This is a genomic window from Arcanobacterium buesumense, assembly GCF_012563545.1.
Taxonomy (GTDB): domain Bacteria; phylum Actinomycetota; class Actinomycetes; order Actinomycetales; family Actinomycetaceae; genus Arcanobacterium; species Arcanobacterium buesumense.
This window is the reverse complement of sequence record NZ_CP050804.1, coordinates 1,482,092-1,506,096: the sequence shown is the minus strand read 5'-3', so window position 1 is coordinate 1,506,096 and position 24,005 is coordinate 1,482,092. Positions and strand designations below refer to the sequence as shown.

Annotated in this window: 22 protein-coding genes; 15 read left to right on the top strand and 7 right to left on the bottom strand. The window is 50.3% G+C overall.

Going from position 1 to position 24,005, the window contains the following annotated elements:
- Nucleotide 1 precedes the first annotated feature (1 nt).
- The 9 genes from alr (at nucleotide 2) to tsaD (ending at nucleotide 8,693) form a co-directional block, all read left to right on the top strand.
- The gene (gene alr, locus HC352_RS06915; RefSeq protein ID WP_168918197.1) at nucleotides 2-1,126 is read left to right on the top strand and encodes an alanine racemase; all 1,125 of its coding nucleotides are present in this window, start codon (nucleotides 2-4) and stop codon (nucleotides 1,124-1,126) included.
- Nucleotides 1,127-1,180: 54 nt separating this feature from the next.
- Nucleotides 1,181-1,708 carry a tRNA (adenosine(37)-N6)-threonylcarbamoyltransferase complex ATPase subunit type 1 TsaE gene (tsaE, locus tag HC352_RS06910; RefSeq protein WP_168918196.1) on the top strand — a complete coding sequence of 176 codons (528 nt, stop codon included), beginning with the start codon at nucleotides 1,181-1,183 and terminating at the stop codon, nucleotides 1,706-1,708.
- Between the two features lie 2 nt (nucleotides 1,709-1,710).
- Nucleotides 1,711-2,619 carry a hypothetical protein gene (locus HC352_RS06905; protein ID WP_211080651.1) on the top strand — a complete coding sequence of 303 codons (909 nt, stop codon included), beginning with the start codon at nucleotides 1,711-1,713 and terminating at the stop codon, nucleotides 2,617-2,619.
- On the top strand, nucleotides 2,616-3,329 hold the full coding sequence (tsaB, locus tag HC352_RS06900) for a tRNA (adenosine(37)-N6)-threonylcarbamoyltransferase complex dimerization subunit type 1 TsaB (RefSeq protein WP_168918194.1): 714 nt from the start codon (nucleotides 2,616-2,618) through the stop codon (nucleotides 3,327-3,329). Before HC352_RS06905 ends, tsaB begins: the two co-directional genes overlap by 4 nt.
- Before the next feature lie 15 nt (nucleotides 3,330-3,344).
- Nucleotides 3,345-3,845 carry a GNAT family N-acetyltransferase gene (locus HC352_RS06895; protein ID WP_168918193.1) on the top strand — a complete coding sequence of 167 codons (501 nt, stop codon included), beginning with the start codon at nucleotides 3,345-3,347 and terminating at the stop codon, nucleotides 3,843-3,845.
- 187 nt (nucleotides 3,846-4,032) lie between these two features.
- Nucleotides 4,033-4,749, top strand: a complete 717-nt coding sequence (locus tag HC352_RS06890) for a succinate dehydrogenase cytochrome b subunit (RefSeq protein ID WP_168918192.1) — start codon at nucleotides 4,033-4,035, stop codon at nucleotides 4,747-4,749.
- A 13-nt stretch (nucleotides 4,750-4,762) separates the two neighbouring features.
- A complete protein-coding gene (locus HC352_RS06885) occupies nucleotides 4,763-6,733 on the top strand; it encodes a fumarate reductase/succinate dehydrogenase flavoprotein subunit (protein ID WP_168918191.1) in 1,971 nt (656 codons plus the stop codon).
- On the top strand, nucleotides 6,730-7,473 hold the full coding sequence (locus tag HC352_RS06880; RefSeq protein ID WP_168918190.1) for a succinate dehydrogenase/fumarate reductase iron-sulfur subunit: 744 nt from the start codon (nucleotides 6,730-6,732) through the stop codon (nucleotides 7,471-7,473). The genes HC352_RS06885 and HC352_RS06880 overlap by 4 nt, the downstream gene beginning before the upstream one ends.
- Before the next feature lie 185 nt (nucleotides 7,474-7,658).
- Nucleotides 7,659-8,693 carry a tRNA (adenosine(37)-N6)-threonylcarbamoyltransferase complex transferase subunit TsaD gene (gene tsaD / locus HC352_RS06875; protein ID WP_369801288.1) on the top strand — a complete coding sequence of 345 codons (1,035 nt, stop codon included), beginning with the start codon at nucleotides 7,659-7,661 and terminating at the stop codon, nucleotides 8,691-8,693.
- Nucleotides 8,694-8,766: 73 nt separating this feature from the next.
- Here the strand turns inward: tsaD and HC352_RS06870 are convergent, their stop codons facing one another.
- Nucleotides 8,767-9,978: a class I SAM-dependent methyltransferase gene (locus tag HC352_RS06870; protein WP_211080650.1), complete on the bottom strand. Its 1,212-nt coding sequence runs from the start codon at nucleotides 9,976-9,978 to the stop codon at nucleotides 8,767-8,769.
- 189 nt (nucleotides 9,979-10,167) lie between these two features.
- Between HC352_RS06870 and groES the strand changes: the two genes are divergently transcribed.
- Nucleotides 10,168-10,464: a co-chaperone GroES gene (gene groES, locus HC352_RS06865; protein WP_168918187.1), complete on the top strand. Its 297-nt coding sequence runs from the start codon at nucleotides 10,168-10,170 to the stop codon at nucleotides 10,462-10,464.
- An 86-nt stretch (nucleotides 10,465-10,550) separates the two neighbouring features.
- On the opposite strand, the gene HC352_RS06860 is transcribed toward groES, so the two are convergent.
- The gene (locus HC352_RS06860; RefSeq protein WP_091282568.1) at nucleotides 10,551-10,847 is read right to left on the bottom strand and encodes a WhiB family transcriptional regulator; all 297 of its coding nucleotides are present in this window, start codon (nucleotides 10,845-10,847) and stop codon (nucleotides 10,551-10,553) included.
- A gap of 225 nt (nucleotides 10,848-11,072) precedes the next feature.
- Here HC352_RS06860 and guaB point away from each other — a divergent pair, with 225 nt between their 5' ends.
- The 3 genes from guaB to ahpF all read left to right on the top strand — a co-directional run bounded on the left by guaB (nucleotide 11,073) and on the right by ahpF (nucleotide 14,539).
- On the top strand, nucleotides 11,073-12,239 hold the full coding sequence (gene guaB / locus HC352_RS06855) for an IMP dehydrogenase (protein WP_168918186.1): 1,167 nt from the start codon (nucleotides 11,073-11,075) through the stop codon (nucleotides 12,237-12,239).
- A gap of 188 nt (nucleotides 12,240-12,427) precedes the next feature.
- Nucleotides 12,428-12,991: an alkyl hydroperoxide reductase subunit C gene (gene ahpC, locus HC352_RS06850; protein WP_168918185.1), complete on the top strand. Its 564-nt coding sequence runs from the start codon at nucleotides 12,428-12,430 to the stop codon at nucleotides 12,989-12,991.
- Nucleotides 12,992-12,994: 3 nt separating this feature from the next.
- On the top strand, nucleotides 12,995-14,539 hold the full coding sequence (gene ahpF, locus HC352_RS06845; RefSeq protein ID WP_168918184.1) for an alkyl hydroperoxide reductase subunit F: 1,545 nt from the start codon (nucleotides 12,995-12,997) through the stop codon (nucleotides 14,537-14,539).
- Nucleotides 14,540-14,602: 63 nt separating this feature from the next.
- Here the strand turns inward: ahpF and HC352_RS06840 are convergent, their stop codons facing one another.
- Entirely contained in the window at nucleotides 14,603-15,289 is a 687-nt protein-coding gene (locus HC352_RS06840; RefSeq protein WP_168918183.1) for an exonuclease domain-containing protein, read from the bottom strand.
- A gap of 122 nt (nucleotides 15,290-15,411) precedes the next feature.
- Between HC352_RS06840 and HC352_RS06835 the strand changes: the two genes are divergently transcribed.
- Together HC352_RS06835 and HC352_RS06830 are read left to right on the top strand one after the other, a co-directional pair.
- Entirely contained in the window at nucleotides 15,412-16,521 is a 1,110-nt protein-coding gene (locus HC352_RS06835) for a GuaB3 family IMP dehydrogenase-related protein (protein WP_168918182.1), read from the top strand.
- A gap of 99 nt (nucleotides 16,522-16,620) precedes the next feature.
- Nucleotides 16,621-18,009 (top strand): class II fumarate hydratase, encoded by a 1,389-nt coding sequence (locus HC352_RS06830; RefSeq protein ID WP_168918181.1) that lies wholly within the window; start codon nucleotides 16,621-16,623, stop codon nucleotides 18,007-18,009.
- A 199-nt stretch (nucleotides 18,010-18,208) separates the two neighbouring features.
- Here the strand turns inward: HC352_RS06830 and HC352_RS06825 are convergent, their stop codons facing one another.
- The 4 genes from HC352_RS06825 to pta all read right to left on the bottom strand — a co-directional run bounded on the left by HC352_RS06825 (nucleotide 18,209) and on the right by pta (nucleotide 23,952).
- Entirely contained in the window at nucleotides 18,209-20,431 is a 2,223-nt protein-coding gene (locus HC352_RS06825; RefSeq protein ID WP_168918180.1) for a Rib/alpha-like domain-containing protein, read from the bottom strand.
- Between the two features lie 213 nt (nucleotides 20,432-20,644).
- Complete coding sequence (locus HC352_RS06820; RefSeq protein ID WP_168918179.1) at nucleotides 20,645-21,100, bottom strand: GNAT family N-acetyltransferase; 456 nt, start codon at nucleotides 21,098-21,100, stop codon at nucleotides 20,645-20,647.
- A gap of 2 nt (nucleotides 21,101-21,102) precedes the next feature.
- On the bottom strand, nucleotides 21,103-22,275 hold the full coding sequence (locus HC352_RS06815) for an acetate/propionate family kinase (RefSeq protein WP_168918178.1): 1,173 nt from the start codon (nucleotides 22,273-22,275) through the stop codon (nucleotides 21,103-21,105).
- Between the two features lie 57 nt (nucleotides 22,276-22,332).
- Nucleotides 22,333-23,952 carry a phosphate acetyltransferase gene (pta, locus tag HC352_RS06810; RefSeq protein WP_211080649.1) on the bottom strand — a complete coding sequence of 540 codons (1,620 nt, stop codon included), beginning with the start codon at nucleotides 23,950-23,952 and terminating at the stop codon, nucleotides 22,333-22,335.
- Nucleotides 23,953-24,005: the final 53 nt, after the last annotated feature.

The following is a 24,005-nucleotide window of genomic DNA, read 5'->3' as shown; positions in this document are numbered from 1 at the left end:
TATGAAGAATCAAGCTCCGGCACGCGCTCTGATATCGCGACGTGCTTTTGATCAAAACATTGAGGTTGTCCGCCAACATACTGATGCCAAAATCATGGCGATTGTCAAAGCTAACGGTTATGGACATGGGGTAGAGCTGATCGCTCAATGGGCATGGGAAGCCGGAATTGACTGGTTAGGTTTGGCCCAACTCGATGAAGCTCTCGCCTTGCGTCACGCACATACTCATGGTCATATTTTGGCGTGGATTTATACGCCGGGGTCAGATTTTCAGCGAGCGATTGAACAAAATATTGACTTATCAGTTGGCGCTTCGTGGGCGATTGAGGAGATTTCTCAGGCGGCGCGTGCCTGTGGCCGGCCAGCTCGTATTCATATCAAAGTTGATACTGGTATGACACGTGGTGGTTTTGATCTCCACGAGCTTCCTGCTGTTTTTGATCAGGTTAAAGCTTTAAAAGAACAAGGGATTGTGGAGATTATCGGGCTGTGGTCACATTTAGCGTGTGCTGACGATCCAGATTCGGGTGCCGTGACGGCGCAACAAGTTGATCGATTTGAGCAAGCTCGCCGTTATGCTCGGGAAGCTCATGTGGATATTGAACTGTGTCATTTAGCGGCTTCCTCGGGAATCTTATGGCACCCAGATACTCACTACGATATAGTTCGGCCGGGGATTGTCCTTTATGGGCTAAGCCCAAACCCGGCGTGTGCTAGTGCAGAAGAACTAGGATTATCTCCGGTGATGACGCTTGAAGCTAATGTGATGCTCACGCGTGATGTGCCGGCAGGCGTGGGAGTGTCTTATGGGCACACGTTTGTTTCTGACCATCCCACGCGATTAGCAGTTGTTCCAGTTGGCTATGCTGATGGTATTTCCCGGCGGGCGTCTAATAACCTCTCCGTGACACTTAATGATCATCAAGCGCCAATTCGGGGAGTTGTGTGTATGGATCAGTTTGTTGTTGAAGCCCCTCAGGCACAGGCCGGTGATCGGGCAGTGTTGTTTGGGCCATCGGCACAAGGATACTTGAGTGCCGATGACTGGGCGGCAAAAACAGATACGATAAACTATGAAATTTTTTGCAACCTCGGGCCGCGAATCCCACGTATTCCAGTGGAATAAAGGCGACCTACCAGCACTATACTTAGACTGAATGATTGAACGGAAGAATATAATATGATCCTCGCATTGAACGCACCAACCGTTGCCGATATTCAGCATATTGGAGCTGTGATTGCTCAGCATGCTCAACCTGGTGATCTCGTGATGCTCACTGGCCCGCTTGGAGCTGGTAAAACGACGATGACGCAAGGCATCGCACGGGGTCTTGGGGTTACTGGCGCAGTTTCTTCGCCAACGTTTGCGATTGCCCAAATTCATCACGGCACGGATTTGGATCTTGTTCATGTTGATGCATATCGGCTCACGTCGATCGAAGAACTAGATGCCCTTGATTTGGATTCGTCTTTAGAAGATTCGCTCACCGTCGTCGAATGGGGAAGTGGTAAAGCTGAAGTTCTTTCCGAAGATCGTATCGAAGTGATGATTGAACGTCCGCAAGGTGCCCAAGCTGGTTTAGAACCCGAAGATTTGTTCGCTGACGCACCACGAACCATCAAAGTATATGCGTACGGTAGACGTGGGGAAGAACTCCAACATCAGCTTGCCAATGATATAGCTGACGCAACATGGCAAAGTGCATAACTATGAGACGGCAACCGTATCGAACACATTATTTGCTGGCGTCCTTGGCAGTTTTGCTGCTGACTACCGTGTTGTTTCCGCTTCCCAGCTTTGCCGTTATGACAACCACAGATACTGAGGATGCGGCGAACCAAGAATGGTTTGCAACGATCGGAACCGAGCTGATGCGTAGCCAGGCAACTGATGTTTTTGGGCAAGACATCGCTAATGATCCGTTGTTGCTTAGCGTTGGTGTGGCTCATCACGTCTACACATTTAGCGATAAAAAAGATGCGTTACGTACGCCCGATACGGCTTTTGAAGAGTCGCGGATGTGGGTTGCTCCGGTTGTTAAAGGAGATAGCCCGGTGGGGGTGATGACTACTGAAGGTAGTGGTGCTGCCCGGCGAACAAATGCGAAAGTTGTTGCTGATCCACGGTTAGCTACTGAGGCGGCGGCTTCGCGCACTGAGACAAATATGTTGGTGTACGATCCGGAACTTAAAGCATGGTTTGTATATCGAGACGGGATGATTGAGCCTGGTGATAGTGCGGGATCGGGTTTTGTGCTAGGAAGTATTACGTTTGAGACGTTTATTGATCATCGGCGTGAATTGATAGATAACGATAATTTGCCGGTGGTAGCTCCAGCGAAACCTTTGGGGCCGACGATGAAACAATCGCATATGACGGCAGAGCGGGTTATTATTGTGATCGCAATTTTAACTGGCTTGGTTATTTTTTCAGTTGCTTGGTTGCGCTGGGATCAGAACAAAAACGATCCCTATAGCAAATCGAATGTGCGGGATACGGGGGATAATACCCATCGTCACAGACGAAATCGGTGGGATCCTTTTGCGCAAGCTCGACTACTTATTCATCCGCAACAATCTGAGCGTGCCACAACACCATCTATGGAGGAAACAAAATGACGACCTATCTTACACTTGACACCAGCGCTGCAGTTAATGTTGGTGTGGCCCGATGGCAACTAGGTGTGGTTCACCAGTTAGCTTTTGAGTCTTCTCCAGAAAAACGTCACCATGCTGAGTTATTAGCACCGATGGTGCGGACGGTGCTTGACGCTACTGCTATTTCTCAGCCAGATGCAATCGTTGTGGGCACCGGCCCGGGAGCGTTTACTGGATTGCGTGCTGGTTTAGTTACTGCCCGGGTGTTAGCCCGGACGTGGAATATTCCTCTTTATGGGCTTTCCTCGCTCGACATTATGGCCTTAGCTGCAGCAGTCGATGCAGGTGGGCAAGAGATCGTGTCTATGATTGATGCTCGGCGCCGGGAAGTTTTCTCGGCGCGTTTTAGAGCCTTGGGAGGCGACGACGTTGTCCAGCTCACCGAACCAAATATCTATAAGCCAGACGTTTTAGCTCAGGATTTAGTAAACCAGCCAGCAGTGCTTGCTGTCGGTGAGCCAGAGCTTTACCCGCAGGTTGGTGTTTCGCGCAGTGTTGTTGGTTTTACGCCCGATGTTATGGTGCGTTTAGTCCAATCACGGTTAGCGCGAATCGAAGCCGGAGAAGATATTTCTTTGGATACTGAACCACAATATTTACGCCGGCCAGATGTTCATGGTGGAGCTCATGCTCAGCCGCAAGCACAAGGTAATCCGTACACGGGAAATTAAGAATCAGATGCGGTTATGAATTCGTGTTTTTATCCAGACGATAATTTTCCCGATACTCTTGCTGGGTTCGCGCTTTTTCGGGCACCGGCATCGTGGGCTGGCCGGATAGCTGAATTCGATCGGCAAAATTTTGCACGCGATGCATGGCCGCAATCAGTTTGGGAAGACGAGCTTATAGCTGAGAATCGAACATATCTCGTCCTTGTTGAAGAACCCGATCCGTTGCGATCGCTCGGATCAATTCTCGCCGTTGCGGGAGTTTCACATTATGAGGATGCAGAGATTTTAACGATTGGGGTAGCTCAACGTATTCAACGTCGCGGAATTGGGACCAAACTATTGCAGATTTTGTTGAATATTGCGCAATCATACGATGCTCAGCGGGTCTTTTTGGAAGTGCGTAGTAAAGATATCGGTGTGCAGAAAATGTATGCTCGGGCAGGTTTCCAAGAGATAGATCGACGTAAGCGTTACTACTCCGATGACGACGCCGTCGTTATGGTTCGGGAAATGTAATTTCGCGCCCAAAGACTTACTTAAATAGATCGAGGTAAGTTTATGATGTCAGGACAGTGAGTAAGCCTTGGTATAACGCGAAAAACTCCAATCTGTTATAAACCGCCACGATGTTTTGTGTGACACTAACAGACTTTTTGCTACTTTAGACCCGGTTTTTCGCTCATTGGTTTGCTATCTTCATAGCGTGGCTAAATCAACATCTGTAGAAATTCGAGGTCGCAAAACCACTGTTGCACTTAAAGTGCTCATGGCTGTGACCGGTTTGTTTATTGTATTCTTCCTACTCTTCCATGCCTTTGGAAACTTTAAGATGTTCCTTGGCGCGGAGGAGTACAACCATTATGCAGACTGGCTCAAGCATGGTCTGCTCTACCCGATCCTGCCTAAACTGTGGGCATTGTGGATTTTCCGTTGTACGTTGTTGTTCTGTATCGTGGCGCATATGTACGCAGCTATTAAGCTGTGGAAGCGTGGCAACGAAGCTCGCGGACACGAAAAGTACAAGGTGAACTCCGGTTCGAAGGTTGGTGTTAAGTATTCCTATACTGCAGCAACCATGCGTTTCGGTGGTATCATCATTGCCCTGTTCGTGGTCTTCCATATCTTGCAGTACACCGTTTTGGCACTACAGCTCGGTGGACCATACGATGCACACGATCCATATCACAACATGATTTATGGCTTCTCGATCTGGTGGGTGTGGTTGATCTACTTCATTGCGTTGGCTTCGATTGCTTTCCATATCACCCATGGTGTGTGGTCTGCTTTGGCAACGCTCGGATTGAACACTCGCCGTCGTCAACGCGCATTCAAAATCATCGCCGGTTTCGTAGGCTTGGCTGTATTTGTAGGGTTCATGACTCCACCAACAGCTATCCTGCTCGGCTTTATCGCTGCTTAAGGGGTATGAGATCATGACTGAAACTTTGATCGAAGGCCTGTACCGCGCAGGCGAACCAATCGCGGATACCAAGGCGCCAGCCGGTCCTATCTCTGACAAGTGGGAACAACGTAAATTTAACGCTCGGCTCGTCAACCCAGCTAATCGCCGTAAGCTTGATGTTATCGTCGTCGGCACCGGATTAGCTGGTGGCGCTGGCGCTGCTTCGTTAGGCGAAATGGGCTACAACGTTAAGGCGTTTTTCTACCAAGATTCGGCCCGTCGAGCACATTCTATTGCGGCTCAGGGCGGTATCAACGCGGCGAAGAACTATAAGAACGATAACGATTCGACCTACCGTTTGTTCTACGACACCATCAAAGGTGGCGATTACCGCGCTCGCGAGTCTAATGTTTACCGTCTTGCCGAAGTTTCGGCAAATATCATCGATCAGTGTGTAGCCCAAGGTGTGCCATTTGCTCGCGAATACGGCGGCCTGCTCGATAATCGTTCCTTTGGTGGCGTGCAGGTTTCGCGTACGTTCTACGCTCGTGGCCAAACCGGCCAGCAGCTGCTCATTGGTGCATACCAAGCGTTAATGCGCCAAGTGAAAGCGGGCACTGTCAAGGCATACCCGCGTCATGAAATGGTTGAACTGATCGTCATTGATGGTCGGGCACGCGGAATCATTGCACGTGATATGGTGACCGGCGAAATCGAAACCCACTTGGCTGACGCTGTTGTGTTGGGCACTGGTGGTTACGGTAACGTCTTCTTCTTGTCCACCAATGCTATGGGCTGTAACGCAACCGCCATTTGGCGTGCACACCGCAAGGGTGCATACTTTGGCAACCCGTGCTACACCCAGATCCACCCAACGTGTATTCCACAGCATGGTTCTTCTCAGTCCAAGCTCACTTTGATGTCAGAGTCGTTGCGAAACGATGGCCGTATTTGGGTACCAAAGAAGGCTGAAGACTGCAAGAAGGATCCACGCGATATTCCAGAAGAGGATCGCGATTACTACCTCGAGCGGATCTACCCAGCATTCGGAAACTTGGTTCCACGAGATATCGCTTCTCGTCAAGCAAAGAACATGTGTGACGAAGGCCGTGGTGTTGGACCAGAGATCGATGGCGTAGCACGTGGTGTTTACCTCGACTTCTCCGATGCTATTAACCGCATGGGTAAGGACGTTGTTTCTGCTAAGTATGGCAATTTGTTTGACATGTACAAGCAGATCACCGGCGATGATCCGTACGAAGTACCAATGCGTATTTACCCTGCCGTGCACTACACTATGGGTGGCTTGTGGGTCGATTACGACTTGCAGTCTTCTATTCCTGGATTGTTCGTCACCGGTGAAGCTAACTTCTCTGATCACGGCGCAAACCGCTTGGGTGCATCTGCACTTATGCAGGGTCTTGCTGATGGGTATTTCGTGCTTCCAAACACCATCAACGATTACCTTGCTGATGGTCCATTTGAGAAGATCACTGAAGACCACCCAGAAGTTGTTAAAGCACGTACCGAAGTTGAGAAGCAAGTTGAATTCTTTGTGAATAACAAGGGAAATCGTTCAGTAGATTCCTTCCACAAGGAACTCGGTCACATTATGTGGGAGTACTGCGGTATGGAACGTACCGAAGAAGGCCTCAAGAAGGCAATCGGTATGATTCGTGAATTGCGCAAGGACTTCTGGCAAAATGTTCGCGTTCCTGGCGATCCAGATGAGTTGAACCAGTCCTTGGAGAAGGCCGGCCGCGTGGCTGACTTCTTTGAACTTGGTGAGCTCATGTGTATCGACGCTCTCCACCGCCGTGAATCTTGCGGTGGTCACTTCCGCGCTGAATCCCAGACCGAGGAAGGCGAAGCATTGCGTGATGATGTGAACTTCGCTTACGTCGCCGCCTGGGAGTGGGGTGGAGAAGACGGTGCCCCGATTCTCCACAAGGAAGACCTAAAGTACGAATTCGTCGAGATGAAGCAGCGGAGCTACAAGTGAAAATCAATCTTGAATTTTGGCGGCAAGATGGCCGTGGCGATAAGGGTCACTTTGATACCCACACACTCGCCGACGTTGATGAAACAGCATCTTTCTTGGAGATGCTCGATCAGCTAAACGAAGAACTCTTTGCTAAGGGCGAGGAGCCAGTTGCATTTGATTCTGACTGCCGTGAAGGTATTTGTGGTCAGTGTGGCATTGTCATTAATGGCGATCCGCATGGTCCACTTGTGACTACCACATGTCAGCTGCATATGCGATCCTTCAAAGATGGCGATACGATCACCATCGAACCATGGCGCTCCACCGCATTCCCAGTCCTCAAGGACTTGGTTGTGGACCGTTCTGCTCTGGATCGTATCGTTCAAGCCGGTGGCTACATTTCGGTTAATACAGGTGCCGCACCGGATGCACACGCAGTACCAGTTCCTAAGGACCATGCTGATCGTGCCTTCGAGGCAGCTGCATGTATCGGTTGTGGCGCTTGTGTAGCAGCATGTCCAAATGGATCAGCAATGTTGTTCACCTCCGCAAAAGTGATGCACCTCGGTTTGCTCCCACAGGGCCAGCCAGAGCGTCTTGATCGTGTTGTCAAGATGCTGTCGCAACATGATTCTGAAGGATTTGGTGGATGTACAAACGTTGGTGCTTGTGCAGCTGCCTGCCCGAAGGAAGTACCATTAGAGCTCATTTCGATGCTCAACCGTGACTTGATGAAGTCAATGGCACACGGTCGCTGAGACGATTAGCCACAAACACTAGCCGCAACTGCGGTATGGGCTATCCCCTGAAAGTGATAACTGGAGATCAGTTGTTCTTTTGGGGGATAGCTCATTTTTCGTCGTCGATATAACAAGTCCCGAATGTAACAAAGCTCGCTCAAACAACCTCAACAGAATCAACTAAACTAGAACACGTGAATGAACTGATTTTAGGTGTAGAAACATCGTGTGATGAAACCGGAATCGCGCTTGTACGCGATGGAGAACTGCTAGCAGACGTCACTGCAACGTCTATGGACGAATACGCTCGTTATGGCGGTATCATTCCAGAAATCGCATCCCGTGCGCATTTACAACAGTTTGTGCCAACACTTGATGCAGCGTTAGAAAAAGCCGGTGTCACTCTTGACGAAGTAGACGCTATTGCGGCAACCGCTGGACCAGGTCTCGTTGGTCCGTTAACAGTTGGGGTTTCCGCTGCGAAATCACTGGCACTGGCACTCAATAAGCCATTTTATGGAGTGAACCATATTATTGGGCATATTGCCGTTGATCAGCTCGTCCATGGTCCTTTCCCAGAGCGTTTTATCGGGCTCGTCGTTTCTGGAGGTCACTCGCATCTTCTTGATATTCACAATATTGCCACTGACGTCGTCGAATTGGGCGGAACTTTAGATGACGCTGCTGGTGAAGCATTTGACAAAGTAGGTCGTCTTTTGGGACTGCCGTACCCTGGAGGTCCGCATATCGATCGGCTCTCGAAGGAAGGCGATCGTAACGCAATCCGGTTCCCGCGTGGACTGAGCCGAGTTAAAGATAAAGACGTGCATGCCTACGATTACTCGTTCTCAGGTCTGAAAACCGCAGTTGCTCGCCATATCGAAGGCCTACAAGCTCGGGGCGAGGAAATTCCGAAGGCGGATATCGCTGCCGGTTTTTCTGAAGCAGTTACCGATGTACTTTCCCGTAAAGCATTTGAAGCATGTAAGCGTAACAACTGTGACACGCTCGTGATTGGTGGCGGTTTTTCAGCTAACTCCCGGTTGCGCGAACTCGCTCAGGAACGCGCTGAAGAATATGGTGTTACCGTTCGTATCCCGCCAATTCGGTACTGTACTGATAACGGTGCAATGATTGCTGCATTAGGGTGGGAAATGGTTCGTAACGGAGTTAAACCTTCGCCACTCAACATTACGGTGGATACCGGGCTGGCCCGCGAGACAACGATTATTTACTGATATCTCCTGCTCTAAATTCAGGCAAAGTACACCTAGTGATTTCGGTACGTAGCGATTTTGGTATGGCGATAATCTACTTATCGCTGGCAACGGTGTAACGTTCGGTCACAAGGATACGATGTTGGCCAGCAACTGGGGAAGCAATTAATGTCGCTTGTCCGCCGTGGTGTGGATTGAGTTTGAGTTTTTTGCGCCATGTGCTTGGGTCAATATCTGTTCCGCGTTTTTTGATCTCGACGATTCCAATATTGCGTTTTGCTAAATATGCGTGGACTTTTTTCGGCTCTACCGGCAAAACGTCGTGAATCTTAAAAGTGGTTACGAGCGGTGAATTGATTGGGTGGGAGCCTGTTAGGTATGCGATATTGTCTGAGATAGGTGCAATATCGTAGTCTTGGCATATTTTGGCAATCCCGCCACAACGGATAATTGCTGGGTCAGGTTCATAAATATAGTCACTGAGGGGGCGCGGGGTTACTGTTGTAGATGGTGATGATGGGGTGTGGCTTTCAGAATCGAACACTGTTGTGTGATTGCCGCGAATGATTCGCGCACTGCGACCTGGTTGAGGGGCTGCGTTACCTAGCCAAATAACTGCTTCGAGTAGATCGCCATCTACGCTTGTCCATTCAACATGTGATTGGGGTGGCAGGATATCGTAATCGATGCCGGGAGCCACTTTAATGCCTGCTGCGTCAAATGATGCGGCTAGCTCAAGGGCCAGTGATAGTGGGGGTGCCCAGTGCTCTGGGTTAGTCAGCCGTTTGCCATTAATGCGCCGGGCTGGATCGAGCCATAGTGCGTCAGCGTGGAAAGTCGTTAAATCTAGTTCTCGGCCATCGGCGTGAATGATGTGGGCTTCGGGAAAGGCAGTAAGGTTGAAGGCTGCTGCTCGAGCAGTGTCAGTATCACTTTCAATGGATGTTACTCGTAGCCCGAGCCCGGCGAAGGCGATAGAATCGGCGCCGATGCCGCATCCGAGATCGACGACGTGTTGGCTTCCTGCTTGTAAGAAACGTTGGGCATGGTGTGCGGCGACGGGGAGTCGGGTTGCTTGTTCGACGCCGTCGTGAGTGAAGAGCATGGTGACGGCGAAGGGGCCAAATTTTGTGGTTGCTTTGGCGCGTAGCCGGTTTTGGGTAAGGGCCGCTGCGACGAGTTCGGCATCATAGCCCTGTTTGCGTAGTTGTGCCGTGAGGGAAAATACGTCTTCGGGGGTATAGGGTGGTAGTTCGGTGAGGAGACGTTGCCCATCTGGCGTGAGGAGTAGCTGAATCATGCTCATGTTTCTATAATCTCATGGGAATGGCTCTTCGCGCTCAGCGATTTACTGGCACTCCTTTTGACCGAGTGCTAGTTGGCGTTTTACTCTTAGTAGTGGACGTGGAAAACCACGTAGTGCTCGGTTTCGTACACCGCGACGGCGAAACCAGGCAGAAAGCTAGTATTTTCGAGCAAAAGAAGGGGGAGTCGGATGTCCGTCTCCATCAAGCCGCTGGACGATCGTATCGTCATTAAACAGGTTGAAGCTGAAGAAACCACCGCTTCTGGTCTGGTCTTGGTAGATTCTGCCAAGGAAAAGCCACAAGAGGGTGAAGTTATTGCAGTAGGTCCAGGTCGTGTTGACGACAATGGTAACCGGGTTGCTATGGAAGTTAAGGTTGGCGACCTTGTTATTTACTCCAAGTACGGTGGTACTGAAGTGAAGTATGGTGCTGATGAGTACCTGATTCTTTCCCAGCGTGATGTCTTGGCAGTTGTTACCCACTGACATAAGATAACGAAATGTCCCGTGAGCGATGTGCTCACGGGACATTTTCTTGCCTGTTGTACGTAACGTAACGTATCGGCTAGGTTTTAGGCGGTACGGCCGTGGCGCTTGGCGGAAATGATCCGGTTGCGTTCTTCTTCGGAAAGTCCGCCCCATACGCCGTATGGTTCATGATTGACGAGTGCGTATTCACGACATTCGTCAATAACTGGGCAGGTTTGGCAGATTCGCTTGGCGCGTTCGATACGACGACGGCGCGGACCTCCACGTTCTCCTTCCGGGTGGAAGAAGAATTCGGGATCCATATTGTTACAGCTACCGAGTGCCTGCCAGTCCCAGAAGTCTACGAGAGCTCCAGATACATCCTTAATTCGGGCGACCACTAATGTCACGTCCTGTTCATTCTTGCAATTTTCAACTTTATCTACGTTACCAATGAGCATGATGAGAAAACAAGACCCATTATGCGATTAGGTGCTGTGTTGAATGTGGCGTTGATTGCATTGACAAGTTTGAGACTAAGTGCTGGTTTGCCGACGGCGAAATAGTGACGCGTCGCAATGTCTAGGAGACTTTTCGGCTCAAGAACTAACTAGTAAGATAAGAGAATGGTTGACAATCCTTTCGCCCTCGTTGGCTTGACATATGATGATGTTCTTTTGCTACCTGAAGAAACGGATGTTGTTCCGTCTGAAGTTGATACTAGTACGTATTTGACGCGCAATATTAAAATTCAGGTTCCGCTTATTTCCGCAGCGATGGATACCGTGACTGAAGCTCGAATGGCTATTGCGATGGCCCGGCTTGGCGGTATCGGTATTTTGCATCGCAATTCATCCATTGAGGATCAGGCCGCGCAGGTTGCGGAAGTTAAGGCCACTCCGGAAATGAATGATTGGGAAGATGAAAATACGTCAAAGGCTACGACTGATGCTCAGGGCCGGTTGCGCGTTGGTGCGGCAATTGGGTATTGGGGAGATGCCTGGGAGCGGGCAGTGGCGTTAGCGAAGGCTGGCGTTGATATCCTCGTCGTCGATACTGCTAACGGTGCGGCTAAGTTAGCCTTAGAACAAATCCGGCGGATTAAGTCAGATCCACAGTTTGCTCACGTTGACGTTATTGGTGGCAATATTGCAACGACGGAGGGTGCTCAGGCGCTGATTGATGCCGGTGTTGACGGTGTTAAAGTTGGCGTGGGTCCGGGGTCGATTTGTACAACGCGAGTGGTAGCGGGCGTTGGTGTGCCACAATTGACTGCCATTCATCTTGCTTCTTTGGCCTGTGAACCAGCGGGTGTGCCATTGATTGCTGATGGGGGTTTGCAACATTCGGGCGATATTGGCAAGGCGCTGGTTGCGGGAGCCTCAAGTGTGATGATGGGGTCACTGTTTGCGGGTACTGATGAGTCTCCTGGAGAAGTCGTTCAAGTTGATGGCCGGCGTTTTAAGGCATATCGCGGGATGGGGTCATTAGGTGCGATGAGTTCGCGTGGGCGAGTTTCGTATTCTAAAGATCGCTATTTCCAAGCTGATGTTAAATATGATGAAAAAATTGTCCCAGAAGGCATAGAGGGTTCAGTGCCGGCAAAGGGAGCAGTGGAATCAGTTGTTTATCAGCTTGTTGGCGGCTTGCATCAAACGATGTTCTATATTGGGGCGCATAATATGGCGGAAATGAAGCGTGGCCGGTTTGTGCGCATCACGCCTGCGGGGCTGCGAGAATCGCATCCGCATGATGTGCAAAATATTGCCGCCGCACCGAATTATCACGCATAAGCTGTTACTTTTTCGGGAGGGTAGTTCACGTGAACTACCCTCCCGTTATGGTTGTGGTATTAGAATTTGTCAAACCCTTGAGGTGTGATTAAGCCAGAAGTGTAGATGGTAGTTTTATACAGTCTGAGGGACTATAGTCATAGATGATATTCGTGTTAGTTGACAAACTTTAAGAAAGAGGAATCATTATGTCATTGATTAATACCAAGGCCGCTGAATGGGCTGGAGCTGCCTACCATAATGGGGCTTTTGTCGATCTTACGAATGAAGACCACAAGGGCCAGTGGGCAATTTTATTCTTCTACCCGGCTGATTTCACGTTCGTCTGCCCGACTGAGCTTGAAGATATGGCTGAGCACTATGATGAGTTCCAGAAGATGGGTGTTAAGGTTTACGCCTTCTCAACCGATAAGCATTTCTCTCATAAAGCATGGCATGAGTCGTCCGAGCGTATTGGGAAGATCCGTTTCCCAATGGTAGGCGATCCAACATGTGAAATCGCGGCCGCGTTTGATACTCTCCGCCCAGGTCAGGGTGCCGCTGATCGTTCCACGATTGTTATTGATCCAGATGGCATTATTCAGTATGTAGAAACCACGTCAGAAGGCGTTGGCCGTAACGCTGCTGAGTTGGTTCGTAAGGTTAAGGCTGCACAGTACGTCTACAACCATCCAGGCGAAGTGTGCCCAGCTAAGTGGGAAGAAGGCGAAGAGACACTAGCTCCTTCGTTTGACCTTGCTGGAAAGCTCTGATTGATGTTTCTTGATGACAATACAATCACTCAGCTTAAGGGCTTAGTAACAAACATCAAAGTGCCGATTCGCTTTGAAGCATCGCTTGATGATTCAAAGCGTTCGGCGCAGATGCGGGAAATGCTCACTCAGGTAGCTGAATTATCGCCGCTGATCGAATTTGCCGAGGTGAGCAATGAGCGCACTCCATCGTTCGCTATTGCCCGGGTGGATTCGGATGTGTCAGTTCGTATTGCTGGATTGCCAATGGGGGAGGAGTTTTCTAGCTTCGTGCTTGCTCTTGTCCAAGTTGGTGGTCACCCGGTTCGGGAAGACGAGGATCTGATTGAGGCGATTAAGGGTCTGACCGAACCACATGAGTTTGTTACATATATGTCGTTAACGTGTCAGAACTGCCCAACAGTGGTTCAGGCTCTTAATGCGATGTCTGTGATTAACCCATTGATTAAGCACACAGCTGTTGAAGGCGGTGCGTTCCAAGATGAGGTTAATGAACGTGGCATTAAAGCAGTTCCTGCGGTTTATATGGATGGTGAACTCTTTGGCCAAGGTCGAATGACTCTTGCTGAAATTGTTGCCAAGCTAGATACGAACTCAGGTGCTAAGCGTGCCGCGAAGCTCAATGCGGTTGAGCCGTTCGATATGCTGATTGTTGGTGGCGGCCCTGCCGGTGCCTCAGCAGCTGTGTATGCGGCCCGCAAGGGATTACGTGTTGGGGTGGCTACGCATAATGTGGGCGGCCAAGTCCTAGATACTGCATCAATCGAGAACTTAACAGTGATCGATAAAATTGGCGGTACTGAGTTAGGCAGTGAGCTTAATCAGTCGATGACGCACTACGGTGTGGAAGTGATGTCTGGTTTGACGGCTACCGCACTTCATGACAAAGACGCTCAGGCATTATTTGCTGTTGATTTCGACGGCGATATCACCTTGCGTGCGAAGTCTGTTGTGTTAGCAACAGGTGCTCGTTACCGGACTACTGGTGTTCCAGGAGAAACTGAATACCGTAATAATGGTGTGAGCTTCTGTCCGCATTGTGACGGCCCGTTGTTTAAGGACAAGCCAGTTGCAGTTATCGGTGGTGGAAACTCGGCTATCGAAGCGGCGATAGATCTTGCTGGTATCTGTACTCATGTCACTGTTGTTGAGATGATGCCGGAGCTGAAAGCAGACGAAGTTCTGCTTGAAAAGCTAGCGTCATTGTCTAATACAACTGTGGTTACTTCTGCTAGCTTACAAAGCGTTGAAGGCAATGGTACGGATATGACTGGGCTGACCTATCGTGATGCTGCTGGTGATATTCACCAAGTTGAAGCTAACGGGATGTTCGTTCAGATCGGTTTGATCCCGAATGCTGAATGGCTGGAAGGTACTCTAGAGCTCAACCGAGGTGCAGTTGTTGTTGATGGCAAGAATGCCACCTCTATGCCTGGTGTTTTTGCGGCCGGTGATATCACTGATATTCCATACAAGCAGGTACTTATTTCGCTTGGTGCCGGAGCTAATGCTTCATTGAGCGCATTTGATTATCTGATTCGTCACTGACGGTTATTGTCAGTAGCCCGGCTACCTAGTAGCCGGGCTACTGCTTTATTGAGGGGCAGTAAGTCATACAGTTACGGGCCACGGTAGTGGGCCGGTGACACGTTGGCCATTGCGAGAAGCAAGATATTGCTGAAACTCTGTGTAGGTTTGGCGTTGGGTTTCCATCAGTGACTCGAGCGTTTCTTCGGCGAGCTGAGGGTAGCGGCGAAGCATGGCACCTAGCACGCGCAAGGTTGCGAGCACGTCCGCTTCGGCATTATGGAATGAGTCATCTTCGGCAACGCCGTAGTGTTCAGCAAGATTCTCAAGCCGGCGTTTACCACGCCGGTATCGATCAACTGCGCGATCAAGCATATAGGGATCGATAACTGGACCTACCGCACGGCCTAAACGCTCAGCCAATGTTGGTAAACCGTGGCGTTGCAACTCACACTCCATAAGTGTGACATCATAAGCGGCATTAAATGCAACAATAGGATGTCCTGCTGCCATATGGTGACAGAGTAAGTCGGCAACATCATTGAGGACCTTGTCAATGGCTTGACCTTCCCGACGAGCCTGTTCGGTAGAAATACCATGAACATTTTGTGCCTGCAATGGAATTTCTACTCCGGGATCAGCTAGCCAGTAATGGCGAGTTACCTCATTTGAATCAACGATGATAACTGAAGCGGTAACGAGCCGTTCTTGAGTGGGATCAATACCGGTTGTTTCGGTATCAAATCCAACCATAGGGTGAGATGTCCACATAAGTATTCTCCGCAGTATTTGATGTTCGAACTATGTTCACCATACTAGCTATCTCCGACATACTTTCATGTCACTTGCTGTCGGTGGCATCTGTGACCAGCTAATGCTGGTAGTCTTAGAATGTGGCAGAGATTGAAATTGGCCGCGGAAAACGCGCCCGAATAGGTTATTCATTTGATGATATTTCGATTGTTCCATCACGGCGCACCCGTGATGCGACGGATGTCTCAGTATCGTGGCAATTAGATGCCCACCTTTTAGATATCCCTATTATGAGTGCACCGATGGATTCGGTTACCTCCCCGCACACCGCGATTGCGCTCGGCAAACTTGGCGGGGTAGGAGTTCTTGATCTTGAGGGATTATGGACTCGCTATGAAGATCCACAACCACATTTTGATGCTATCGCCAACGCGGAATCCGGTTATGCAACTAAACTGATGCAGCGGATATACCGAGAGCCGGTTAAGCCAGAACTGATCACCGCTCGGTTAGACGAAATTCGTCGAGCTGGTGTCGTCGTCGCTGGTGCGCTTTCTCCGCAACGTACTCAAGAACATTGGCGAACCGTCGTCGATGCTGGCGTGGATCTGTTTATTATTCGGGGCACGGTTGTTTCAGCCGAACACGTCTCATCGAATCGTGAACCACTGAACCTGAAACGATTCATTTATGAACTTGACGTTCCGGTGATTGTTGGCGGAGTTGCCTCATATACTGCTGCCCTTCATCTCATGCGTACCGGCGCTGCTGGAGTACTAGCCGGTTTTGGTGGCGGGGCGACGACGGCGAACGTGCGTACCGCTGGAGCTACGGTCCCCATGGCGTCAACAGTTGCTGATGTGGCAGCGGCCCGGCGCGAATATATGGACGAGACAGGTGGTCGCTATGTTCATGTTATTGCTGACGGTCAAGTATCCCATTCTGGTGATCTTGTGAAAGCGATTGCCTGCGGGGCTGACGGCGTTATGCTTGGTACGGCGCTGGCACGTGCTGACGAAGCTCCTGGACAGGGATTCCATTGGGGTGGTGAAGCCTATCATGCTCGGCTACCGCGTGGGGAACGGGTGCATGTTGGAACTGCTGGACCACTCGAAAAGCTTCTCTTCGGCCCGGCAACTGATGCCTATGGAACAACGAATATGATTGGTGCACTGCGTCACTCTATGGCCATGACGGGATATTCTGATGTTAAGGAATTCCAACGCGTTGAAGTAACCGTCCGAGCATAATAAGCACTCACAATGGACGTATGCCCTACATGTGGATACGTCTGCCACAATAAAATTGAAATAGTCGCGCCAACACGGGCGCTAAACAAGGAGGTTGACATGACCGAATACCGCATCGAACACGACACAATGGGTGAAGTGCGAGTGCCAGTTGATGCACTGTACCGGGCACAAACTCAGCGTGCTGTAGAGAATTTCCCAATCTCGGGCAAGACTCTCACACCGGCACACGTTCACGCATTAGCTGAAATTAAGCGCGCTGCCGCATTGGCAAATCTTGAATTAGGGACACTTGATGAGCAGCGTTCCACCGCTATCGTAGCTGCCGCTGATGAAGTTATTGCCGGCAAGCATGATGATCAGTACCCAATTGACGTGTTCCAGACCGGTTCGGGCACCTCATCGAATATGAATACCAACGAAGTGTTGTCTACGATTGCAACAAAAGCTTCCGGCATTGAGGTTCACCCAAATGATCACGTGAACTGCTCTCAGTCATCCAATGACGTCTTCCCATCTTCAATTCACATTGCGGCTGTTTCGGCGATTAATAACCGCCTACTGCCAAAGCTCGATATTCTTGCTACCTCGCTTGAAGCTAAGGCCGTAGAGTTTAAGAAGGTTGTCAAGTCTGGCCGTACCCATTTGATGGATGCTACTCCTATCACTCTTGGCCAGGAGTTCTCCGGATATGCTGCTCAAGTACGTTTGGGGATCGATCGCGTTAAGGCTACGTTGCCACGGTTAGCAGAATTGCCATTGGGTGGTACTGCGGTGGGTACTGGTATTAACACCCCAGCTGGCTTCTCTGCTCGTGTGATTGAGCTTATTGCTGAGCATACTGGTCAACCGTTCGTTGAAGCAGCGAACCACTTCGAAGCACAGGCTGCGCAGGATTCATTAGTTGAAACCTCTGGGGCACTACGTACTGTTGCTGTTTCTTTCGTGAAGATCGCTAACGATCTTCGCTGGATGAGCTCTGGCCCACGTACCGGCCTTGGTGAAATCCATCTGCCTGACCTCCAGCCAGGTTCGTCAATTATGCCAGGGAAAGTTAACCCAGTTGTTCCAGAAGCTACCGTTCAGGTTGCTGCTCAGGTGATTGGTAACGATGCCGCTATCGCATTTGCCGGCGCTCAAGGCAACTTAGATCTGCTCGTGATGCTTCCAGTTATGGCTCAGAATTTGCTTGAGTCCATTGAGATTTTGGGTAATGTTGCGCAGACTTTGGCTAAGCGCACTGTTGATGGCATTACTGCGAACGAAGAGCGTTGCTTGCAACTTGCTGAGTCTTCACCGTCGATTGTGACCCCATTGAACCGCCACATCGGTTACGAGAACGCAGCAAAGATTGCTAAGCATTCTGTGAAGAACAATATGACCATCAAGGAAGCTGTTATTGACCTTGGCTTCGTTGAGCGTGGTGAGATTGATGAAGAGACTCTAAATAAGGCTCTCGATGTCACCACTATGGTTGGTGATTTCTAAAACCTAGAGTTAGTTCTTGAAGTTTTGCTAGGGTAATCCGTTTGTGGTTACCCCAGCAAAACATTATTCGTAGGACAGACAAAATAAGAACAAGGGCTAGTTACTGAGTATGCAGAAGTCTTGGTGATTTTAAGCCTCAGTATAAAATAGCTGTGGGGCGATGTTATACACATCGCCCCACAGCTATTTGTGCCGCGCTTTAGGCGTTACGACGGCGTGCCATTGCTGCTCCGGCAAGCATCGAGATGAGTGCTAGTCCGGTGAAAGCTGCAAGGTCGAGACCAGTTTTTGCTAGGCCAGTCGATGGTGTTTCGACTGGCTTGGGAGCTTGTGGCTTTTCAGCTTGTGGCTTTTCAGCTTGTGGCTGTGCTGGCGTGAGCTCAAGTGCAGGAATTGTATGTTTTCCTGGCTTGAGTGGTGTTAACGGGTAAGTTGTTTCAGGATCGGCCTGAGTTACCGTGATCTTGATATCGACGTTTTCAGTCTTTCCATCGAGGTGGGTAACAACAACATAGGTAACGTAATCTTTGAGCTCAACAAACTCAGAAGGTTTTGCGGTGACGCTACCAGTCTTTGCGTCTACCGTGATCCAGCTTGGCATGTTCTCACCTTCAGCAAAGGTGACACCATGCGGTAGTGCGCGTTCTTTGTCGAAAAGGGTAGAAGTTAAGGCAGTCGTAGAAGACTTGAGCTGCTGGACTTCCACGTCTGCATACGACAGCTTCCATAGATGAGAATCAAGCTCAGGACTGTTCTCTGCCTTGGTGACTGTGATTGTAACTGGGACTGAGGTGGTTGTGCCGTCGAGGTGGTTGACGGTTACGTGGAATGTGTAGGTTTGTGCGGCTACGAATTCATCCGGTTTAGCTGTTACAGTGCCAGTTTGTGAGTCTACTGTGACCCACTCGTGCATATCGTTGCCTTTGTCGAACGTGATGCTGTGAGGTAGCGAGCTATCTTTACCGAAAAGGGTAGCGGCAACATTAACGCTCTGAGCTTCTTTTTGGGTAACAGTGAGATCCTCGTAGGAGAAGTCCCACGCAGTCGTGTCAAGATCAATATCTGGTGCCTTGGTGACTGTGATTGTGACTGGGACTGAGGTGGTTGTGCCGTCGAGGTGGTTGACGGTTACGTGGAATGTGTAGGTTTGTGCGGCTACGAATTCATCCGGTTTAGCTGTTACAGTGCCAGTTTGTGAGTCTACTGTGACCCACTCGTGCATATCGTTGCCTTTGTCGAACGTGATGCTGTGAGGTAGCGAGCTATCTTTACCGAAAAGGGTAGCGGCAACATTAACGTTCTGAGCTTCTTTTTGGGTAACAGTGAGATCCTCGTAGGAGAAGTCCCACGCAGTCGATGGCGAGTTCGGAGTTTCCTTAGCAACAATCGTGACAGTAGCATCACCTTGAGCAATGAGTACCCCTTGGTTGGTTGCATTAACATGAAGTTCATAAGTTCCAGTCTGGGCATCATTTTCAGGAGCAACAGTGATAACGCCGGTGTTTGGATTGATGCTCAAAGAAGCATGTGGGAGAGTCTTAAATGCATACACTGTTCCGGCAGGAACAAGGGCGTTGTCTCCAACGAGCTTAGGATTAAGTGTTGCAGTTTCGCCCTGGTGAACTGTAATGGATTGTGGGGTGTAGGTAAGATCCATTATCGGTGCTTCTTTAACATCAATGTTGACAGGCATAGTATCAGTACTGCCATCTGTATATGTCACAGTTACTTGAAGTTTGGATTTTCCGAGTGGGGCATCGTATTTAGGTGTTACGAGTAGTACGCCTGCGTCGTTGATAGTTGCTTGTAGCTTTTCATTACCTTGAACAGCGTATTTTTTCGTGCTTGGTGTAGCCGGAGCATTGTAAATGTCGGTGAATCTTGGACTATCTAGCGTGAGCGTTTTACCACGTTCTATTTCGCCTCCCGTGAAAAGCGGAGTGTATAGCTCAGACATTTTTGCCGGTTGTGGAGTAGTGCTTTTGCGGAGCTGATCATACTTTACTAGGTAACTTTGTCCAGGTTTGGCCGTAATGTCAGCGGTTTGTGCTTGGGAGCCGCGTTCATTCCAGAGATCCCAGACCTTGATTCCAGTATTGTCATAGTCACCGATAAAAACAATAAAGTGAGCAGTTGGTTCGTTGTTTAGCGGTTCGAATGTTACTGATTTTTGCGCAGGGTCAATTTTGTGCGCGGTATTAGGTGTACCAGAAGGGTTTGACCATTGGTAGACCCAAACATGATCGGCAAAGTTAGTTTTGCCTTCAAGTGTAGTAAAGTCAAAATTAACTGTAATGCCAGTATTTTGCTCAGTGTCTGCATGGGCGAAAAGTGGTGTGAATAAACCACTTCCAAACCCCATTAATACAAGTGCTGTGGCTGTGAGAAAAACCGACACTCGGTGTGTACGTTTAATAGTCATTGCTTTCCTATGTATGAATCTAGTGCGAGATGATGCAAATTTTTGCAGCGCCTCGAATGCTTCATCTGTCAAGGATAAGAATAGCGAAAAGAGGTGCTGAGAAACTAGTTTTTGTAAGAATTATCAGTGATGTGCTTCATGAGATATGAAACTAGCTGGGGTTTTGATGCATATATGCATCAAAACCCCAGCTAGAAGGTAGAAAGCGCGAATTTAGTTGTTTATCCGGTACACATTGGTTTCGCGTAGTTCAAAACCAGCACGCTGGTAGAGTCGGTTAGCTGCTTCGCGCGATGGGCGAGAAGTCAGATCAACTGTCTTTGCGCCACGTTTCTTGGCCAAATCAACAGCAGCTACAACCAATGAGGCGCCAACGCCCTTACCACGGGCTACCTCATCAACAACCACGTCCTCAATCCAGGCGCGCCATCCAGTCGGAATCTCAAAGGTAACCAACGTAAGCATGCCAAGGATTGGTGCTTCGCCAGCCGAACCAGCCGAACCGCCGTCGTCGTCCCGGAAAACCAGCAAGTCAACGCAGTCCTGTGCTAAAAAGCCTTCAATCTGTTCACCGTTCATCGGTGTAGCTGATCGAGAAAGCTGTCCGATGAGCCGGCTGAAAGCTGCTTCCAGCTCCGGGGTAACGTCAGTGACGAGATCTACCGCCATCTTCAGATCACTTCCATTGCTTGCTGGGCGATGGAGAGTTCTTCGTTGGTTGGGACAACCAAAACCTTCACTGCTGAATCAGGCGTGGAAATAATGCGTGGTTCCTTTGACCGCATCATATTCTTTTCCGCATCATACTTAACACCAAATGGAGCAAGGCGATCAAGGAGCATCTTACGGGTCTCCCACGAGTTCTCCCCAACGCCAGCGGTGAAGGTGAGTGCGTCAAGGCCACCCATCACTGCCGTGTAAGAGCCGACGTACTTCAGCAGACGATGCGTGTAAACCGCAAGGGCTTCAATAGCATGTTCATTGCCTTCGTGTGCCATTTCCCAGACCGAACGCATATCATTCGAACCGGTTAGGCCCTTCAAGCCGGACTGCTTGTTGAACAAGGTATCAAGCTCGTCGATGCTCATATCAGCCTGGCGTGCCAAGTGGAAAACAGCAGCTGGATCAATATCGCCGGTGCGGGTTCCCATGACTAGGCCTTCGAGTGGAGTAAGGCCCATTGAAGTATCGACGGCCTTACCGTTGACTACAGCCGAGACCGAAGCGCCGTTACCCAAGTGCATCACGATCTGCTTGAGATCGTCGCGGCCGAGCATATCACTGACCTTGCGGGAGATGAACTGGTGGGAGGTGCCGTGTGCGCCATAGCGGCGAACCTGATACTTTTCAGCTACCTCGCGGTCGATGGCGTAGGTGGCAGCTTCAGCTGGCAGGTGCTGGAAGAAAGCGGTGTCGAAAACGGCAACGTTTGGCACGTCGAACAGTTCGCGGGCAACCTTAATACCCTTCAAATGGGCGGGGTTGTGGAGCGGTCCGAGTGGGATGAGCTCTTCGATCAAGCCTTCAACACGGTCATCAATAATGGCGGCTTTATCGAAGTGCTTTCCGCCCTGGACAACGCGGTGGCCAACTGCCTTGATTCCGGCCTCGTCGAGGTTCGGGCCGACTTCATTGAATAGTCGGATAACTTCACGCAAGCCCACGCCGTGGTCGGGCACTGGCTCGTTGATATCGGTGGTGGTGCCGTTGTAGTTGTGTTCGATGTGACCTTCTGGTTCACCGATACGCTCAACGAGGCCAGAAGCGATCGATTCGCCGGTTTCTGGGTTCACGAGCTGATACTTAATGGACGAGGAACCGGAGTTAATAACGAGTACTGTCATTGTTCGTTTCTTACTTTCTATGACGGAGTTTGACGAATGCCGACGGCGGTGTGCGCGTCAGTTCTGAGCTTGGATTGCGGTGATAGCAACAGTGTTGACGATGTCTTCAACAAGTGCACCGCGGGACAAATCGTTGACTGGTTTGTTCAGACCTTGCAAAACTGGGCCCACTGCCACTGCGCCAGCTGAACGCTGAACGGCCTTGTAACCGATATTGCCGGCGTTGAGGGATGGGAAGACGAACACGTTTGCCTTACCGGCCACTGGCGAATCCGGCAGCTTTGTTTGGGCTACGTGCGCATCAACTGCAGCGTCATACTGGATGGGGCCCTCGAGTGCAAGCTCAGGAGCCATCTCGCGGGCAATAGCGGTTGCCTCAACGACGGCGTCCACGTCTGGTCCCTTGCCGGAGGTTCCGGTGGAGTAGGAGAGCATAGCAACGCGCGGATCAACGCCGAAGGCGCGCGCGGTTTCCGCAGACGAGACCGCGATGCCGGCGAGCTCTTGTGGAGACGGGTTGGTGTTGACTGCGCAATCGCCGTAAACATAGACGCGGTCTTCCATGAGCATCAGGAAGCAGGACGAAACGAGCGCCGCACCTGGCTTAGTCTTAATGATTTGGAAGGACGGAACGATAGTGTGGGCGGTGGTGTGGATCGCGCCGGAAACCATGCCATCGGCGTCGTTCATGTGAACCATCATGGTGCCGAAGTAGGACAGGTCCTTAACCTTCTCGCGAGCCTGCTCGATCGTCACGCCCTTCTTGGCGCGCAGGCGAGCAAATTCTTGAGCATACTTTTCGTTCAGTTCTGGATCGTCAACTGAAACAATGCGTGCCTTGGATACGTCAACGCCGAGTTCGGCAGCGTGGGCGTGGATCTGATCGGCGTCGCCAATCAAAATAATGTCAGCAACTTCGCGAGCCAAAAGTTCGTCAGCTGCCTGCAAAATGCGTGGATCGGTAGCTTCAGGTAGGACGATCCGCTTGCGGTCGGCGCGGGCACGCGAAATGAGCCAAGACTGGAAAGAAAGTGGGGTGACGACGTCGGAACCTTGCTCCATTGCTGAGGTTAAAACGCTGCGTCCAGCATCGGTTAGTTCGATTGCTTCGCCGTCGGCAAAAACGATCGCGTTGTCGATACCAGCTTCAGCTACGACGGAAGCGTCCGCATTCGAGACAACCACACCGGAAATCGGGGCGTGCTCGTGGGTGAATTCGTTGGCAGACAGCGAGACGATTGTGGCAAGCTGATCAGCCGAACGCAGCGCGCCCGAAACGGCAAACATAATGGTGGTAGCGAGGTTGGCAGCAGCGCGGCCGATCCGAGCCAAAACGCCCGGGTTGAGCGGATCGCCGTCGAGCAAACCAAGAATAAGAACCGCATCGAACTGTTGAGCGTAATCGGTGTAGCGCTTGACGACGTCGGTCATTGCGGCTTCTTCGTCATCCACGTATGCTTGGCGGGTAGCGCCCCAGGCTAGCTGAAGGTCATCCTCGCGGCCAAGAAGGCTCAAGGCTTCTTGGAACTGAATGTCTTGTTCGACCGGGCCGTTAGTAAAAGCACGGAATACGCCTACTGACGAGTATGTTTTTTGTAGCTCAGCAACGAGCGTACGAACAATTGCTTGAGTTCCAACATTTCCTTCGGCTGCGGTGAAGTACAGACTGTGCGTCACGTCGGGTCCTTTCAACGTCTTTGGTGTAACGTCTTTATTTTGTCACGGTTTTA